This is a genomic window from Hyphomicrobium sp., assembly GCF_036833075.1.
GTDB lineage: Bacteria > Pseudomonadota > Alphaproteobacteria > Rhizobiales > Hyphomicrobiaceae > Hyphomicrobium_C.
This window is the reverse complement of the sequence record NZ_DAITQL010000093.1, coordinates 1-15,360: the sequence shown is the minus strand read 5'-3', so window position 1 is coordinate 15,360 and position 15,360 is coordinate 1. Positions and strand designations below refer to the sequence as shown.

The 15,360-nt window shown below is 59.5% G+C and carries 18 protein-coding genes and 2 pseudogenes; 10 read left to right on the top strand and 10 right to left on the bottom strand.

Going from position 1 to position 15,360, the window contains the following annotated elements:
- Together V7082_RS18765 and V7082_RS18760 are read right to left on the bottom strand one after the other, a co-directional pair.
- A pseudogene (locus V7082_RS18765) lies at positions 1–76 on the bottom strand (ATP-binding protein); the annotation flags it as partial.
- 25 nt (positions 77–101) lie between these two features.
- A complete protein-coding gene (locus V7082_RS18760; RefSeq protein ID WP_334150955.1) occupies positions 102–389 on the bottom strand; it encodes a DUF6471 domain-containing protein in 288 nt (95 codons plus the stop codon).
- Positions 390–473: 84 nt separating this feature from the next.
- Between V7082_RS18760 and V7082_RS18755 the strand changes: the two genes are divergently transcribed.
- The 3 genes from V7082_RS18755 (at position 474) to V7082_RS18745 (ending at position 2,857) form a co-directional block, all read left to right on the top strand.
- Entirely contained in the window at positions 474–1,436 is a 963-nt protein-coding gene (locus V7082_RS18755; RefSeq protein ID WP_334150954.1) for an IS1595 family transposase, read from the top strand.
- A gap of 268 nt (positions 1,437–1,704) precedes the next feature.
- Positions 1,705–2,400: a DUF5343 domain-containing protein gene (locus tag V7082_RS18750; protein WP_334150952.1), complete on the top strand. Its 696-nt coding sequence runs from the start codon at positions 1,705–1,707 to the stop codon at positions 2,398–2,400.
- A gap of 265 nt (positions 2,401–2,665) precedes the next feature.
- Positions 2,666–2,857, top strand: coding sequence for a hypothetical protein (locus tag V7082_RS18745; RefSeq protein ID WP_334150950.1), 192 nt, complete (start codon positions 2,666–2,668; stop codon positions 2,855–2,857).
- 655 nt (positions 2,858–3,512) lie between these two features.
- Here the strand turns inward: V7082_RS18745 and V7082_RS18740 are convergent.
- Positions 3,513–3,884: a hypothetical protein gene (locus tag V7082_RS18740; RefSeq protein ID WP_334150949.1), complete on the bottom strand. Its 372-nt coding sequence runs from the start codon at positions 3,882–3,884 to the stop codon at positions 3,513–3,515.
- 37 nt (positions 3,885–3,921) lie between these two features.
- Between V7082_RS18740 and V7082_RS18735 the strand changes: the two genes are divergently transcribed.
- The gene (locus V7082_RS18735; protein ID WP_334150947.1) at positions 3,922–4,359 is read left to right on the top strand and encodes a hypothetical protein; all 438 of its coding nucleotides are present in this window, start codon (positions 3,922–3,924) and stop codon (positions 4,357–4,359) included.
- A 621-nt stretch (positions 4,360–4,980) separates the two neighbouring features.
- Here the strand turns inward: V7082_RS18735 and V7082_RS18730 are convergent.
- The gene (locus tag V7082_RS18730) at positions 4,981–5,934 is read right to left on the bottom strand and encodes an IS1595 family transposase (protein WP_334150946.1); all 954 of its coding nucleotides are present in this window, start codon (positions 5,932–5,934) and stop codon (positions 4,981–4,983) included.
- A 76-nt stretch (positions 5,935–6,010) separates the two neighbouring features.
- Here V7082_RS18730 and V7082_RS18725 point away from each other — a divergent pair, with 76 nt between their 5' ends.
- Positions 6,011–6,274 carry a DUF6471 domain-containing protein gene (locus V7082_RS18725; RefSeq protein ID WP_334150944.1) on the top strand — a complete coding sequence of 88 codons (264 nt, stop codon included), beginning with the start codon at positions 6,011–6,013 and terminating at the stop codon, positions 6,272–6,274.
- 211 nt (positions 6,275–6,485) lie between these two features.
- On the opposite strand, the gene V7082_RS18720 is transcribed toward V7082_RS18725, so the two are convergent.
- Positions 6,486–7,067, bottom strand: coding sequence for a hypothetical protein (locus V7082_RS18720; RefSeq protein WP_334150943.1), 582 nt, complete (start codon positions 7,065–7,067; stop codon positions 6,486–6,488).
- Positions 7,068–7,224: 157 nt separating this feature from the next.
- Positions 7,225–7,326 (bottom strand): annotated as a pseudogene (locus tag V7082_RS18715) (ATP-binding protein); the annotation flags it as partial.
- 62 nt (positions 7,327–7,388) lie between these two features.
- Here V7082_RS18715 and V7082_RS18710 point away from each other — a divergent pair.
- The 4 genes from V7082_RS18710 to V7082_RS18695 all read left to right on the top strand — a co-directional run bounded on the left by V7082_RS18710 (position 7,389) and on the right by V7082_RS18695 (position 11,378).
- Positions 7,389–8,939, top strand: a complete 1,551-nt coding sequence (locus tag V7082_RS18710; RefSeq protein WP_334150941.1) for a recombinase family protein — start codon at positions 7,389–7,391, stop codon at positions 8,937–8,939.
- Positions 8,940–9,029: 90 nt separating this feature from the next.
- Positions 9,030–9,560: a hypothetical protein gene (locus V7082_RS18705; RefSeq protein ID WP_334150939.1), complete on the top strand. Its 531-nt coding sequence runs from the start codon at positions 9,030–9,032 to the stop codon at positions 9,558–9,560.
- A 617-nt stretch (positions 9,561–10,177) separates the two neighbouring features.
- Positions 10,178–11,032 (top strand): ParB N-terminal domain-containing protein, encoded by an 855-nt coding sequence (locus V7082_RS18700; protein ID WP_334150938.1) that lies wholly within the window; start codon positions 10,178–10,180, stop codon positions 11,030–11,032.
- Entirely contained in the window at positions 11,022–11,378 is a 357-nt protein-coding gene (locus tag V7082_RS18695) for a hypothetical protein (protein ID WP_334150936.1), read from the top strand. Before V7082_RS18700 ends, V7082_RS18695 begins: the two co-directional genes overlap by 11 nt.
- 785 nt (positions 11,379–12,163) lie before the next feature.
- Here the strand turns inward: V7082_RS18695 and V7082_RS18690 are convergent.
- Entirely contained in the window at positions 12,164–12,814 is a 651-nt protein-coding gene (locus V7082_RS18690) for a DUF4145 domain-containing protein (RefSeq protein ID WP_334150934.1), read from the bottom strand.
- 228 nt (positions 12,815–13,042) lie between these two features.
- On the opposite strand from V7082_RS18690, the gene V7082_RS18685 reads away from it, so the two are divergent.
- Positions 13,043–13,642, top strand: coding sequence for a recombinase family protein (locus V7082_RS18685; protein ID WP_334150933.1), 600 nt, complete (start codon positions 13,043–13,045; stop codon positions 13,640–13,642).
- A 68-nt stretch (positions 13,643–13,710) separates the two neighbouring features.
- Here V7082_RS18685 and V7082_RS18680 read toward each other — a convergent pair whose 3' ends face one another.
- From V7082_RS18680 to V7082_RS21625, 3 genes are all read right to left on the bottom strand, one after another.
- Positions 13,711–13,971: a hypothetical protein gene (locus tag V7082_RS18680; protein ID WP_334150931.1), complete on the bottom strand. Its 261-nt coding sequence runs from the start codon at positions 13,969–13,971 to the stop codon at positions 13,711–13,713.
- Between the two features lie 108 nt (positions 13,972–14,079).
- Complete coding sequence (locus V7082_RS18675) at positions 14,080–15,216, bottom strand: hypothetical protein (protein WP_334150929.1); 1,137 nt, start codon at positions 15,214–15,216, stop codon at positions 14,080–14,082.
- An 82-nt stretch (positions 15,217–15,298) separates the two neighbouring features.
- The coding region (locus V7082_RS21625) for an ATP-binding protein (RefSeq protein WP_442909821.1) at positions 15,299–15,360 on the bottom strand (62 nt) is incomplete at its 5' end.

The window sequence follows — 15,360 nt, the reverse complement described above, 5'->3', positions numbered from 1 at the left end:
CGCGCGCGATGATCAGTTCGCCCGTCTCGAGGGGCTGGCGCAGCGCATCGAGTGCGGCGGGCTGAAACTCCGGTATTATGGGGCGAACTCACCAAATATGGTTATCTAGGGAGAGCCGCCAAATTAACCTCCAGTGCATCCATGCACTGAAGCAGGAAGGAGCTGCTGAACCCGCCTCGGCTTATTTTGTTAGCCAGCCCGCCAGCGCTTATTTCGACTCCCATGTCGTTTAGGCGGGTTGCCAGTTCTTCTATTCCAACGCCCTTTTGAGCCATGGCATATCGGAGGAGCGCCTTAGCCTTCTCCTCGTACTCCGCGTTTATGGGCAGGGCCTTGCGCGCCTCCGGCTTGGGAGGGGCCTTTTTTGTGGCTAGCGTAACAGACGGCATAAAAATCACCTCTTTTGGTGATTTTACCACTTGACCGATGATCGGTCTAGCTTCATATTTGAATCACCATATAAGGTGATTAAAATGGCTCAACACTTCCTACTCTCCCCCGCCGCAAAAACACTCTCGCTGACGAAGGTCCTTCGCATGACCGACCGCCAGGCCGAGACTGCATTTCGCTCAATCCGCTGGGCGAGCACCAACGGCGATCCGGTTTGCCCGCGCTGTTCTGGCACCAAGCACTATCACCTTGCCAAACGCAAAGTGTGGAAGTGCAAGGCATGCGAGAAGCAATTCAGCCTAACGTCTGGGACGATCTTTCATAGCCGCAAGCTGATGCTTCGCGATATCCTCGGAGCAATCGCAATTTTCACGAATGGTGCGAAAGGCTACTCCGCGCTGCAGCTCTCTCGGGACCTCGGCTGCGATTACAAAAGCTGCTTCGTCCTCCTCCACAAGATGCGAGAGTCCATAGCGCTGGCGCGAGACGAAGGCGCGCTGAAAGGCGATGTCGAGATCGACGGCGCGTACTTCGGCGGTTACGTCAAACCGGCGAACAAGGCTGTAGATCGGAAAGACCTTCGCAAGAAGGCCAATCAGTCAGGCAAGCGGCAGTCCGTAGTCGTCATGCGCGAGCGTAAGGGCCGCACTGTTGCTTATGTTACCGCTCGCGAGGCGGACGGCGTTGTGCTGGCCCGCAACGCTATCGCCAGTGGAGCGACGGTCCATGCTGATGAGGCATCCCATTGGGATCAGCTCGCCGCGAACTTCCCGATAAAGCGAATCAATCACCAAGTCGCTTACGCTGATGGCGGTGCTTCCACAAACAACGCTGAATCGTTCTTCAGCCGCATGCGCCGCGCCGAAATCGGCGTTCATCACCACATTGCCGGCCCTTATCTCTCCGCCTACGCAACCGAACTCGCGTGGCGGGAGAATGCGCGTCGTCAATCGAACGGCAACCAGTTCGCCATGCTGGTGACAGCTGCTGCGGCAGCGCCGAAATCCAAGGCATGGTCAGGTTACTGGCAGCGCCGCGGCAGCTAGCTCTTGGGGGCGGACCGCACTTCTCGGACATCCGCGATTGGAAAGCCCACCGCAAACTCAAGAGACAGATCGGTGTTGCTGGGGTCAAACTTCTCTATAGGGCAGACGTAGGCCGTGCGCTCCTCCTTCCGCACTAACGCGAGGAGTTTCTCGTGCCCTTCTGCGTCTCGCGCATAAACTTTTTGCATCCTGTTCTCCTGGCGGTTGACTTCTGTGTGGCGACATGATACAGAATGCCACACAACGCCCGCAGCGGGGTACAAAACCCATGTCAGATAAACCCAAGAAAATGGCGCCGCCATACGCAACGTTTCCGGCATTTGTCGGCTTTATCAACAAGTTGCGCGACACTGGCGTACCGAACCGCATCGACCGCTCTGTGTTTGGAAACGCATCGGGCAGCGTCATCTACAGTGTACTTGCATCGCTCACTTCACTCAAGATGATCAATGAACAGGGCACCCCCTCGCAGAGATTCATCGACTATGTGAAGGCGTCCGACGAGCAGCGACCGATGCTGCTTCGCCAAATTGTCATCGACGGCTACCCGTCCCTGTTTGCACCGGGGATGGACCTGACGAACATGACCGCCGGCCAGTTCAATGAGCACATCCGAGATGAGTTCGGCGTCGCCGGTTCAACGATCGACAAAATCGCCTCATTTTTTCTCGCCGCAGCCAAAGCCGCCGATATCCCGGTCTCCAAGCACCTAGAGACACGTACTCCGATTGCCTCGTCCCCAAGCTCGCGAAAGAGCGCTCAGCAGCGCAAGAAGCCAGATACCAGTGCGTCTGAGGATAGCGACCACCCCACGCCGCCAACGCCGCCCATCTCCGAGAAAGCTCTCGAATATCGTCTGGTTGATCTGATGACTGAGGCAGCGGCAGACCCTGAGGTCATGAGCGCCATCATCAAGGTAATCACGTTCTTGAAGACCAAGAACGCTGGGAATCAGCCAAGCTAAACCGCGCTGAGGAAAGGAGGATAGGTAATGGAACCGATATGCCACCGCCTGACCTAACCGGGTGTTCGAGACCCGGTTAGGTGAGCAGTCGCCACGAGGGCGGCAGGGGTCGAGGCGAAAGCCTCGGCTCCAAGCCGGTCTGAGAATGATCTCAGACCACCAACCAGACCGCAAGGCGGTCTTTAGCTCCAACGCTTACGACTATGATTCATCACGGTGAATCCGTCAACCGCTTAGCGGTCACTGCATACAAAAGGAAGTGAATATGCAGGACCGAAAACTGACGCCGGACATGGTCCCGGTGATTAAGTTGGCCCGTAAGATGAAGTACAACTATGCGCGTATCGCGTCGTACTTCCAGATTAATCAGGGCCGTATCGCAGATGTGATGAAGGGTCGTCGCTTCCCCGACATCCCGCCTGCGAAGGCGCTACCGTCGGACTTCCCGAGGGCCTAGCCATTGGAGGGGCGGTCACTGACCGCCCCTCTTTAGTCTCCAGAGCTTGTAAGGTCCGTTAGGGCCGTGGTCCGTTGTCTGTCCTACGCACTCGATCAGGTCTTGGTTCACGCAACCCTTTATGCAGGCGCCAATACGCTTTCGGATTATGGACAGCGTGACCTCGTCGGCAGCAAGTCCGCGATCTTGCGCCCACAGTTCGGTGAGCTGCCGTGACGTCATCGGACTAGTTGCCTCTCGTAACGTATTCAGAACGAACCGCTTCACAGTTCCCTTCTGGGCACGGTGCCGCGTCACGTACTGCTTTATCTCGGACGTATCCGCGTTCGGATCGAACAGTCGGATGCAAGCGTCGAGGTGGTCTATGTCGACCGTCAGTTTCTTGATCTCCGCTTGGTAGCGTTCTCTGAGGTCTAGAAGATCCTTGTGCTTGGCGATCAAGCCAGCGACGGTGTTGGGACGTTCGCGGCATTGCGTAGCAAACGCACCAACCGAGCCGTTGCGCTCTTCGGAGGCATAGATGATCGTAAAGCTAACACCGCACCCGGATCAGATCCGGTACTGGGTCGAAAGCGCTCTCAATTCCTTTAAGACGCTAGATTTGGAAACAGCGGCGGAAGCCGCCAAGGCGGATCTACAATCCATCTTGGCTTACCTAGACCGCACACAGGATGCCGTTACTGTACTTGGCATCGTGCCGGTCGAAACGCGGATCAGGAATGAATTTGGCCTCGGTGGCCCTGACCGACCGAATGCGCCCAACCTCGAAATTGTGCGGCCCTAGCTTGTCCGAATAGTCGTTCGGATTGGCGGTCACGTTCCCGGCGACGCAAACCTTGCCGGTGGACGTATGATAAACGGCGTGCGGCTCAAATGTTCTGGCTAGCATGTCGTCTTCATATTGAAGGGACACGCGTAGGCGCTTAGCGATTGCGTTGCAAAGTGCCTGCTCAAGCACCGTGTTTCTCGGGGCTGGGGGCTTCGTCGGCTTAGAGGTCTTTCTGAATGGACTGGTGTTCCGTGCCATCTTCGCTCCTATCCCGACTCATCAGTTCGAGTACGGAATGGCAGAGCCCCACGTGATTACGGCACTTTCGAGGAAACGAGCGGAGCTTTCCGGGGATATCGAGCGGCTGCAACGGGAGCTGTCTGACAAGATTTCAGCTTTAGAGAAGTTAGACGCAACTTTGCTCCTATTCGATCCGTCCTACGAGATCGCCTCTATCAAGCCCAAGGCGTTCCGCCCTCCCGAGGACTGGTCCAAGCGCGGGGAAATGACCCGGATCATCCTAGGCGTGATGCGGAAAGCGTCCGAACCCCTCACATCGTCCGACATTGCAGCCCAGCTCATCGTTGAACGGGCTCTAGATCGGACGGACGGACGGTTGCAGCGGTTGATGACCAAGAGAGTGGGGGTTGCGCTGCGGGGACTCAGAGACCGGCAGATTGCGGCGTCCAAGCCTGGACCGGGAATGTCCGTCCTCTGGTCCCTAGTCAAATAGCCACGCATAGACTCCTATCGCCGCGACGATCACCATGACGACCAAGGCGAGCCATGATGGCCAGTCCGGATCAGGGCCGCCGTAGTCGGGGGATTTCTCGTAGCCGGACGGCATGTGATCGAATGGCTGGCCCGTAGGCCAGCCACCCCTTCTGCGTTAAGCGCTCTTCCTATAGCGCCTGAGTGCTTCAGCGCGACTTCCAGGATGCAAAGTTTCCTTAACAACTTCATTCACTCGCGCAGAATTGACATCGTAGTCCGCTGCAATCCGATTCTGGAACTCACCGTCCCAGTATCGAATCCAAATGTTCACAGCGTCTTCGAAAGTGAGCCGATAACTCGGCTTTCTAACATCGCGTCTCATATGGATTTTCTCCGTGAGACGCCGGGCGGGGCTTGACAATGACACCGAAGCGGACTCATTGTCCGACGGTGATCACACCCCGCCCCACCCGGCGGGTTCTAACAGCCCCACCCGCTCCAACGGGTGGGGTTCGCTTTTATGTCGACGAATCGACGCAGCATCATTTCCCGTTATGATCGCGACCGTCAATTGTTATCCCCTAGATTTAGTGGGTCGCACATTCAACCGCGTCCACACTTAGTGGGGCTCAATCAATCCTTACCGCTGCCAATACCCCTTCCACTGCCTCGACACCGGACGCGCCATTGCGAGGCTAACCACTCGCTTTGCGAGAGTGCCGTTGTCGAGGCGGCGATGATCTTCCATCCACGCCGCGTGGGCTGCGTACTGGTGGAGGTGCTGCGGGCTCACATGATGGTGCTGCCCGTCCACCATCCGGCGGAGGCGAGCTAAAAAGCTCTCGGCTTGGTTCGTGCAAGCACCGTTGAGGGAATAAGCCTGCTGGTGATTGATGCGATAGGCCTTGTACTTCGCGTGCAGCGCATCCCAATGCGAAGCCTCGTCAGCGTGAATAACAGACTCCGGAGCGACAACTTTCGCAACGAACGGAACGCCATCGGCCTCTGACTTCGTGACTGTGGTCATCGTGCGGCCCTTGCGCTCGCGAGCGACGACGACGACGCGGCGTTTGCCGGTCTGGTTCTTCGCCAGACGGCGGTCAATGCGGTCTTCGGCACGGTTGGCGGGGCGGATGTGTCCACCGAAATAGGCGCCATCCACTTCAACCGTGCCATTGAGTTCCGCGCCTTTGATCTCGTAAGCCATTGCTTCGCGGAGCTTGTGAGCCAGCACGAAAGCAGTCTTGTGCTGGCAGTCGAGATCCCGCGAAAGCTGAAGAGCGGAAATACCCTTGGCGCCGTTGATCAGAATGACGATGGCCGCGAGCAGATCGGTGTAGCTCATCTTGCGGCTGGCAAGGATGGTGCCCGACGTGACCGAGAACTGATGGGAGCAAGCCTTGCACTTGTGCTTGCGGCGTGTCGTGATCTCATAGGCTTCGGTATGATTGCACTTCGGACAGACCGGTTTCCCGTCCGTCTCCGGCCAACGCATCTGCTTGAAGAGGCTCCACGCCCTGTCCTCGCCCATGCAAAAGACATCGCGGAGCGAAATGCTCCGGGCCTTTGCTGTGAGGAGGAAGTGGGTGGCCATTTGTCATCATATCCGATGTGAAGTACATCAGATATGATGACATCACACATCGTTGTCAAGGGTGAAAACATCGAATATGATGATTTTCTCATCTGATTCGATGGTGCACATGCGAGACGACGATTGGGCAGAACGAGCCAAGGGGCTCCTGAAGGCAGAGCTTAAACGCCGAAACGTCTCCTATCGGGAGCTGGCCGATAAGCTGACGGCGATGGGCATTCCTGAGAGCGAGCGGAACATAGCAAACAAAATCAGTAGGGGCGGTTTCACGGCCGCGTTCATGCTTCAATGCTTTTCGGCAATAGGATGCTCGGTCATCCGATTGGACGACTTGCATTAGCTGTGGAATCGCGTTGAAAATTGACGCGCGGATTCACACTTAGTGTACAATCCGCGCGTCGCTAATCCCTCATCAGAGGGGAGCCGGTAATCTCCGGGTGTGTTGCCAAGACACGCGAACCTCCTTTCTGTGTGCACCTGCTGGGCGCGGGGTTGGTGATGGTGGCGGGAGGATCGAGCGACGCACATAACGGTGCCCGATCCCCCCTAGGCTAGACCGGGTAAGCGCCGGTTTCGCCATTCGATAGAGAAGGCCTTGCGACTTCGGTTGCGAGGCCTTCTGCTTTCTGAACCCGCGCTCGATTGCGGGCATGATCGGTTCGGCTGTAATAGCCGCCAGTTTTGATGAACTCGCCGCGTTTAGCTGCGCGCCAGAGTTGACCTTGTATGAATTGCGCTTTCGCCTCAGGCCAATATCGCGCGCGCATGAACTTGGCGATGTCCGGCGCCGTCGCTTTCATGACTCCTTGCGTCTCAAAGTAGGCAAGGGCCTCATCGGCCATTTGGAGGATCGGTGGGAGGTCATCCGGCTTCCGCTTCCTCCGCTCTGGAACTGGCTCAATGGCAGCAACGACACTGGCGGCCATGTCTCCCAGCGACTGAGGGGCGCGATCCTCATTGAGGAGAAGGTCCGGAAGGTTTCGCGCTGTGATTTGCAACTCCTCGTCTCGTCGAGCCAGTTCAGCGTCTTCCGCTCGTAGGGCCTCGATTGTTTGCGCAATCTCTTGACGGCGCTTGGCTAGCTCAGCCCTGCGCTCGCCTAGTCGACGAAGGATTTGCTCATCTTGGGTCATGAGAGAGATAAGTCGTGATTCGACTCCCTCACACCATCCCCAACTCTTCTCTATCCCCAGGAATTAAACGTTATCCACGCGGGGTTGGGGATAAGCGAAATAAAATAAATAACATCAATGAGTTGGGCTGTGGACAACGGGGATGGTGCGTTTGCTACGCAATGCCGAGCATCTCCTCCGGCGAGAGCGGCGGCAGGATCGATGGCAGCCGCGCGGCGAGCATGGATTTGCCGGAGCCGGGCGGGCCGATCATGAGCACGATATTTACAATAGACCTTGCGCGGCTTTACCTTCCCATCCGTCAAACGCCGGGAAGGAGCCATGGGCCGCAAGAAAGCAAAGCCGAAAGCGTATTCCTATCTGCGCTTTTCTACGCCCGAGCAAGGGCAGGGTGACAGCCGCCGACGTCAGTTGCAGTTGGCGGAAAAATACGCCGCAAAGCACGGGCTCGTGCTCGACGACGAACTGCGCATGTCTGACGAGGGCGTGAGCGCGTTCCGAGCCAAGAACGTGAGACAAGGCGCACTCGGCAAGTTCCTCGAAGCCATAGACGATGGCTTAGTGGCGCCGGGGTCCTTCCTGCTGGTGGAGAGCTTAGACCGCATCAGCCGCGCTAACCCCTGGGATGCGATGCCCGTGTTTCAGCAGATCATCAATGCTGACGTCTCGATAGTCACCCTGCAAGACGAGCGGGTTTGGAGTCGCGATGAGCTTGCCAACAATCCATTTCGCATCTTTGAAAGCCTCATGGTTATGATCCGAGCCCATGAGGAAAGCGCAACAAAGGGCCGAAGGGTTCGCGATGCATGGGAAGCCAAGCGTAGAAAGGCGGCCGAAACGCCGTTGACGGCGAGAGGACCGTCGTGGCTGCGGCTTGATCGAACAAAAACGCCACCGAAGTGGCGGCTTATTCCAGACCGAGTGAGGGTTGTTCGACGCGTCTATAGGATGGCCGCCAGGGGCATCGGGCAGCACAGCATTGCGCACACCCTAAACCAAGAAGGGGTGCCGACGTTCGGTCGCGGCAAACTCTGGCACAGATCATTTGTGAAGAAGCTCTTGGAGAGCGAGGCCGTTGTGGGGGTGTATACACCTCACACGCAATCTCATGACGTGACGGGGAGACGAGTGAGAACGCCGGGTGAGCCCGTGCCGAACTACTATCCGCGCATCATTGACGACGATCTGTTTAATGACGTCCAAGCGATGCGCCTAGGGGGACGCCGCCAGCCCTCCCCTAAGGGCACACGTAGGCCGACCCACATGCTGGCAGGAATAGCTCGGTGCGGGCTCTGCGAAGAGGCCATGACGCGAGTGTACAAGGGGCCGAAGGGTGGGAAGCCTAAGCTGGTCTGCACAAAGGCAAAGGTGGGAGCGGGGTGTTCCTATCAGGCCGTAAATGTCGAGGATGTGGAGCGGGCAATCCGCGACGACATTGCGTTCTTGATCGGGACGGCGCCCACCGGGGATGAGGGTCTAGACGCCGAGATGGAGCGCCTTGAGACGACCCAAGAGGCCATTGACGAGATGCTGCGCAACATTGCGGACAGCATCGCATTAGGCGGCGATAGCGCCACTTTGCGGGATCGCATGAGGGCACTAGAAGCCGAGCGGGAGCGCTGCAGGAAGGAGCATAACGCGCTTCTGGAAAAGATTGAGGCGGCATCTAGGGCAAGCGTCGAGAAGCGACTTGCTAAAGCGCACGATCTGATTGCGGCGGATGCTGAAAGAGCCGAGATAAATGCAGTGCTGAGACAGTTGCTCAAGGCGGTCGTAGTGGACCGCAAGAATGGGCGGCTGCGGTTTGAATGGCAGCACGGTGGGGAGAGTGAATTGAACTTTGCGTGGCCGATGGAGGATGCGGAGGGGTAGTCAGTGGGGGCCGCTTCGGCCTTGGGGGCGGCTACTGCCCCGTACGACGATGGATATGCGAACAATTGGCGGAGCCAAAGAGAAAATTCCATGTTCGGCCTGTTCTCGAAAAAGTTCCCTGCAAACAAAATCCCAAGTCTTGAAGCCCGGGCTCGCGAAGCCGTTGCCCACATCGCAGGGCAGGTTCGGGGTAACCAATACGTCCTGCAAGGAGCCACGATTGACTTTGCCTATCCGGAGACACGCTCCAAACTGCTCGCGGCCTTCAAGGAAACTTGGGCCGGGCTTTCAAAGAACCGGGAAAACTGGCCGAACCAGCTCGGAGACCTTTTTGATGCGTATGACCTCCCCACCACATCCGCCTACCAGAAAGCTGCCACACACCTGCTCGCGGGCCTCATCAAGGCAGACATCGTTTGTCGCGCGGCCTGCGAATATCCCAAAGATGCTGCGCTATCCCGGATAGCCACCACGGTTCTCATGAGAAATCTCACCGCCTTCAACCACATCCTCACGGGTGAGCAAGCTCCCCAGCTCTGGAAGTCTTCGCCCGGCCTCGAAATCCTTAGGGAACTCGAATACGCTAATGCATTTTTCGAGCGCTGCATTGGCTTCCGCTGATGGCGGACCGGCGGACCAGAGCCGCACCTGGTCGCCGCCTTCAGAGGCCCCTAGCGAGCCCGCACAGGGCCGTTTGGGGCTTGGCAGGGGGGAAGGGCTCAGGGAAGCCAAACGAGTCTGTACGGGCTTCCTAGACGGTTTTGCGAGGGGCGGCGGGGCGGCCTCCGGGAATTGAGTTGCCCTCCTTGGGGAACGCTAGGAGGGGCTGAGGGCGATTTAAAAGGTCCCCCTTTTTGAGGAACGCAGGAGCCGCTTGAAGGCGATTTAAAGGTTACCGTCTTTGAAGAACCGTGACAGCGCCGCCCTGGAATAGACTTCCCCTTCATGGAAACACGGGCAGTGCGGAGATGGGGCGGCATTACGTTCCCCTTTACGGGCCTATGCATTCCTTTGGGGTGTGCATTTGCATAGGCCAGCCCGAAGCACGGCACGGGCGACAACTCATGAACAATTGAAACAGCAACTTAGGAGACCCTATGAAAGAAGCGACCATGTATCGTCAGTGGACGTGCGAACAGGCAAAAGAGTCGCTACGCCACTGCTCGGCGGCGATGGCCCATGCATTCCTTTGGGGTGTGCAATTGCATAGGCGGGGCGGCCGGGAAGGCCAGTAGACGATGGCGAAGCACGAAGGCCCGGAGGCGTTTCACCGGGAGCTGGCGCGGCTGAAGAAGCTCGCGGAGCGTAAAGGCCGTCCGGCAGAGGAAGGCGCATCCGAGATCGACATTTCGCGGATACGATCATGCCCGGCAGTGTTTCAGCCTCGGGGCGGACAGGACGAAGACGACTATCACGTCCGGGAGCTGGCCCGCGCCTTGAAGGCTGGCGGGGCAGCCGCGAAGCTGGACCCTATCCTTGTCACGGGCATCGGGCGCGACGTGTATTGTGTTGATGGTCACCATAGGCTTGCCGCGTACCGTGAAGCGAAGGTGACGGGGCCAATCCCCGTGGAATGGTTCGGCGGGACGCTGGACGACGCGGTGAGCGAGGCGATCAAGCGCAACTCGCGCGACAAGCTCCCCATGAGCCGGAACGACAAGCTTGAAGCGGCGTGGCGTCTGGTCGTGCTCGGGGCTAACTCCAAGGCGGAGATTGTCCGGGCGACGACAGTCGCAGACGGCACGGTCGCTAACATGCGGAGGATCGCGAAGGCAATCCGCGAGCACACCGAGAAGGCGGACGACTTCCACACGAGCGGTATGAAGACGCCGGAGGAAATGACTTGGAACGAAGCGAGGATGTTCGGAAAGGAAGCTAAGGAGTACGACAAAGAGTGGGTCGAACGCGAAGCCGAGGCGCGGGCAGAAAAGCTCCGACAGGTGTTCGGGGCGAAGCTCAGGACTCAGAAGGAAGTGACCGCGCGGACGTTGGAGATTTATTCGCCCTCCTTGGTGCGGTTCCTTGCAGAGCATTGGAACGTCACCGATGAGAACGAAGACGCCTGGGCGGAGGTGCGCAGCAATGACTTCTGATAAGAAGCATTCACGCCGCGCCAATCCACTGACGCCGAGGGCCATCGCCAAGAGCCGGAAAAGCTATTGGCCGACGCACCATCAGGCGAAGCTCGCGGGGTATCTCGCTGACGGACATCATCTTGTCTACGATGCAGACAGAGCGAGGCGCGGGCTTCATCCGTATCGAGCGAAGACGCTTACGCAGGTCGCAGCCGAGACCGGCATGAGCGTGGCGGCTGTAACGCACTGGCTGAAGCAAGAGCACTACGATTTATGGCTTCGATGGTGGTTCGGCAGGGGCTGGGTGTCGCGCAACATGGCGGAAGCTCAGCCGGGCGGCGCTGACCGCGAACGGCACGAGTAAGCCGCAGAGGGGGTATGGGCGTACCGGGATGGCCCCATGCTCATACCCTCTCGCGGAGGTGTCGATGGTTTGGGATCACGTAGGCATGTCGCCCCTAGGGCGGCAGAGGTCTTGCGCCTAATGATCAGCTTGGGGATAATCCGTCCCGTTACTACCAAGCATTTTCATGACCAATAGTTGCCGTCCCGAGGCCCCCCACGCGCGAGGCTTCGGGGCGGCCTTTGCGTTGCCTTTCCGGACGCGCATCAGGGAACCGTAGACGCTCTGCTATAGTCGGCCGTTCAGGCCGCCACGTAGTGTGGGGCAAGCGGTACTGGATGGGACCCGAGGGGCATAGGGCGAAGGCCCCGAATGTTTTGGGGCGCATTTCTGAAGCGGTATTAGATAATCCCTGGCAGGGCCTATCCCCCCACTGGGGGCCGCCGCTCAATAGCATTCTATTCGACCATCAGCGCCGCAAACGCTCACCGACACGATGCGCTTCCGCCCTCCGCACCGTGCGACGTGCGTTGGTTGCTTGGCTGCGATGGTCGCTGCGCTCGCGGGGCGGGGGTGTTCCCCGGTCTCCTATGCTCCCGCCCTGCGATGTGTCAACCGCTATGGCCGGTGCCGACAACGAGAGTCGCGTTGAGCTTGGGGGCGGTTTCGACCCGAGGAAGGCGCGGAAGTCCTCTAACGCGGTATACACGTTGCGAACGGAGGCCGCCGCCGTCAGCAGTAGTGACGGCCAAGCCAGGGCCGGGGACGAGAAGTGGCTGTCTCCCCCCGTTTGCCCTGCGGGTAACTTATGATTTTTCGCTGCGGTACTGCGCAATTTCATGCGGCAGATCAACGAGAAGTTCCAAGAGGACGCGCAGGAACTTCACTACGCGTCGGGCATCTTGCCCCGCTACTCCAAGGCTTCCCGGTGTGGGATGGGCGGCTTCGTTTCCGAGAACTCGAAGCTCATGCGCCCACTCACGCACAACAGGTGGTATCCTGCCTTTGGACGCAAGGTCGTCAATCTCTTTGAGAAGAGTTTGGCCGTCAGCATTGTCGCGGCGTAGTAGAAGCTGCAAACCGCTTCGGGCCATCACCGCCGCCGCGTCCCAGTTGTCGCCCTCTAAGCTCCGTCGAGCCTGTAACCAATATCGGCCGACATCTTTCGGCCAGTGTTCGGGAAACGTCTTGGTTTGGGTCGGCCAAGGAACTTGTCGGTAGTCATGGCAGCGGTTGCCCCCTGTCCAAAACACCATCGTGAAGTTGCCGCATCCGTTGCAGCGGTAGATATCATAGTTCAACGTTTTGTTTCGGGATTTTGACGTGCGCGAAGCGCGGTGTTCTCGTTGGAAATTTCCTTCCTCTTCGCAAAAGCCACAAGCTATTCGGTGAAGCGCAAGCTCCGTTCCGTGATGCCCGCTCCAATCGCCCAAGCTCCACCAGAAGTTTCCGCTCATACCGACCTCCATATCGCAAGAGATGTGTGTAGGTTTGCGGATAGAGGCGGGCATTGTCGATCTGCCTGAGCTGTTTGTCCCAAAAACCCTGCCCTAGTGACTCACTCGGAGCGCCGTCAGGGCAGCCTCGAATGCGTCCCGCATGAGCCGTATTGCAATTTTGGGGCGTTTGTGTCATCATGTCTTTAAGTCATGCGGCGCATGGCTTCGAGGAATGGAGGCACGGCAATGCAGATCGGTTATGCGCGGACTTCCACCCTTGAGCAGATTGCCGGGTTCGAGGCGCAGAAGCGAGACCTTGAGGCGGCGGGCTGTAGCAAGGTGTTCGCGGAACAGGTGTCGTCGGTCGCTCAGCGTGAACAGCTAGAGGCCGCGATTGACTACCTCAGAGACGGCGACAGTCTCGTTGTCACGAAGCTGGACAGGCTCGCGCGTTCGATGCGGGACTTGCTGGCTATCGTGGATCGGATCGAGGCGAAGGGGGCAGGGCTCCGCATCCTCGCCATGAACCTGGACACGACCACGGCCACGGGAAAGCTCATGCTGAACGTGCTCGGGTCGGTCGCAGAGTTCGAACGTTCCATGATGCTCGAACGACAGCGAGAAGGAATTGCCAAGGCGAAGGCCGAAGGCAAGTTCAAGGGCCGCAAGCCCACCGCTCGCGCCAAGGCCGGAGAGGTTGAGGCGATGCTGGCGGCGGGCGAGAGCCCGACCGTCGTCGCCAAGAAGCTCGGCATCGGCCGCTCGTCAGTGTACCGGGCGATGGCAGAGCGAGGGCTGAAGCGGCAGACGGCTTACAGGGCCGATAGGGCCGCAGAGAACGCATAAGAGAAGGGGCCGCGAAGGCCCCTTTTCATTTGGTCAAGAAGGTGACGGCCAGGCGCAGAGTGGGCGGATCAAAAGCCGCGATTGGCCCATGCTGCATCCCATACGACGAGCGGATAGCGGGCCGCTGGTGAGACCGGTAGGGCAAGGCGGCGGGCTTCCTCGTGGCCTTCCTCGACAAGCTCATGCCAGCACTCGCAATCGTCAAACTCTTGAACAAGACCGGGAGCAGCGATGGCGACAAACTCGCGGATCGTGACTTCGCGTGTCAGAGCCTCGCCGGGCTGGTAGATCGAGGCGGCGGGAGCAGCGGTCTCGGTGGCAGTGTGCATCGGTCTATCTCCTATGCTGATGCGGTTGCGGATGTTCATGTGGACGTTCGGGCCTCAGTGTTTTTCTTCAGCCCTCGCCTTCGGGCTCGTGCAGGGCGCTCGGTGCGCTCATGACATGAGGCGAAGCTCGGTGCCCGTGGGCGCGGCGCTGAGGGCAATGACACCGGCCGCTGCCAGGGAATGAATGGTTCGATGCAACTCGGTGGTGGACGTGCCAAGCGCCTTGGCGAGGCGACGCTGGCCGCTGCGGATGCTCCCGCCGTGCGCTTCAAGGTGTTCCAAGAGGGCCGCTTTGAGGCCCGTGAAAGAGCCGCCGCAGGGGATCGTAGAGGCCGCCTCGGGGCCGCCTTTGGGAACGGCCTCAGAAGTCGCGTGGGGAGCTTTCGTGCGGCCGTCTGTTCCGACGCCGGGGCGAGCCGTTCCGAGCCGTGTTCCGTGGTGGCGTTGGCCGCTGGCAGAGACGAGCACGGCGGCGAGGGCCGAGCCGATCTCAAGGGCCAGCACCGGCATGAGGGCGAGCCAGTCCGAAAGGCTTGCGACGGCAATCGTGATACCGAGGGCGGCGAGATAGGTTGCCAGGGCAGACGCGGCAGGGTCGGCCTTGGTGGTCGGCGGTGTCGTGGCCATGTCGCGCTCGGCGGTTGCCAGGGCGTGGCGTAGGCGCTCACGCTGGGCAGCGATCTCAGCCTCGCCGCGTAGCGTGGCGATCTCGGCGCAGACGCGGCGCGTGATCGGGCCGTAACCCTTCGCGGCGGTGTCGTCGCAGGAGACGAGCCCCGGCGTCGTCTTGAGCCGCGCGATCTCGGCGGCGATGGTGCCAGCGGGACGGGCAGCGGGCAGGGTGGCAAGCTCGGCTTTGGCGTCGGCGTAGCGAGCGCGGGCAGCGGCAGCAGCGTCACCGGCAAGGGTGCGCTCGGCGGCGGTGTCGGCGCGGATGGAGGCCATGAGCGAAAGCTCGGCCGTGAGGCTGTACCCTACGGCGACGGTGCCGAGCAGCGCCATCGCCACCGCACGGCCAAGGGACCATGAGCGGAGCGCCGTGAAGACGCCTTCAATGGCGAACGGCTTCGCGCCCTCTAGGCCGAGCGCCATAAGAACTGACAGACCGCCGAGCACGGGACCGTGGTGGCCGCCGTTGTGCCATGCGTAGAAGGCACCGAAGCCAGCCGAGGCGGCGGCCAGAGCGGCGGCGGATGCGCCGACAATGATGCGAGTGCCGCTGAAGCGGTTCGCGGTGACAGACATAGGACCTCTCCATAGAGGCGCGGCGGCGTATTGGCCGGAAAGCCGAGAAGGCCGACCGCGAGTGACTGAGGTCCATAGTTTCTCATATTAGCAGGTTATGGCCGCCAGCCGCCGCGACTTCGAGCGCACGCTTGGCGCTTTCCT

Coding starts and splice junctions, on each gene's coding strand:
- V7082_RS18680 (WP_334150931.1), bottom strand. CDS start 13,971: ATGCACACTGCCACCGAGACCGCTGCTCCCGCCGCCTCGATCTACCAG.
- V7082_RS18705 (WP_334150939.1), top strand. CDS start 9,030: ATGTTCGGCCTGTTCTCGAAAAAGTTCCCTGCAAACAAAATCCCAAGT.
- V7082_RS18685 (WP_334150933.1), top strand. CDS start 13,043: ATGCAGATCGGTTATGCGCGGACTTCCACCCTTGAGCAGATTGCCGGG.
- V7082_RS18755 (WP_334150954.1), top strand. CDS start 474: ATGGCTCAACACTTCCTACTCTCCCCCGCCGCAAAAACACTCTCGCTG.
- V7082_RS18710 (WP_334150941.1), top strand. CDS start 7,389: ATGGGCCGCAAGAAAGCAAAGCCGAAAGCGTATTCCTATCTGCGCTTT.
- V7082_RS18675 (WP_334150929.1), bottom strand. CDS start 15,216: ATGTCTGTCACCGCGAACCGCTTCAGCGGCACTCGCATCATTGTCGGC.
- V7082_RS18720 (WP_334150943.1), bottom strand. CDS start 7,067: ATGACCCAAGATGAGCAAATCCTTCGTCGACTAGGCGAGCGCAGGGCT.
- V7082_RS18730 (WP_334150946.1), bottom strand. CDS start 5,934: ATGGCCACCCACTTCCTCCTCACAGCAAAGGCCCGGAGCATTTCGCTC.
- V7082_RS18740 (WP_334150949.1), bottom strand. CDS start 3,884: ATGGCACGGAACACCAGTCCATTCAGAAAGACCTCTAAGCCGACGAAG.
- V7082_RS18760 (WP_334150955.1), bottom strand. CDS start 389: ATGCCGTCTGTTACGCTAGCCACAAAAAAGGCCCCTCCCAAGCCGGAG.
- V7082_RS18695 (WP_334150936.1), top strand. CDS start 11,022: ATGACTTCTGATAAGAAGCATTCACGCCGCGCCAATCCACTGACGCCG.
- V7082_RS18690 (WP_334150934.1), bottom strand. CDS start 12,814: ATGAGCGGAAACTTCTGGTGGAGCTTGGGCGATTGGAGCGGGCATCAC.
- V7082_RS18735 (WP_334150947.1), top strand. CDS start 3,922: ATGGCAGAGCCCCACGTGATTACGGCACTTTCGAGGAAACGAGCGGAG.
- V7082_RS18745 (WP_334150950.1), top strand. CDS start 2,666: ATGCAGGACCGAAAACTGACGCCGGACATGGTCCCGGTGATTAAGTTG.
- V7082_RS18750 (WP_334150952.1), top strand. CDS start 1,705: ATGTCAGATAAACCCAAGAAAATGGCGCCGCCATACGCAACGTTTCCG.
- V7082_RS18700 (WP_334150938.1), top strand. CDS start 10,178: ATGGCGAAGCACGAAGGCCCGGAGGCGTTTCACCGGGAGCTGGCGCGG.
- V7082_RS18725 (WP_334150944.1), top strand. CDS start 6,011: ATGATGATTTTCTCATCTGATTCGATGGTGCACATGCGAGACGACGAT.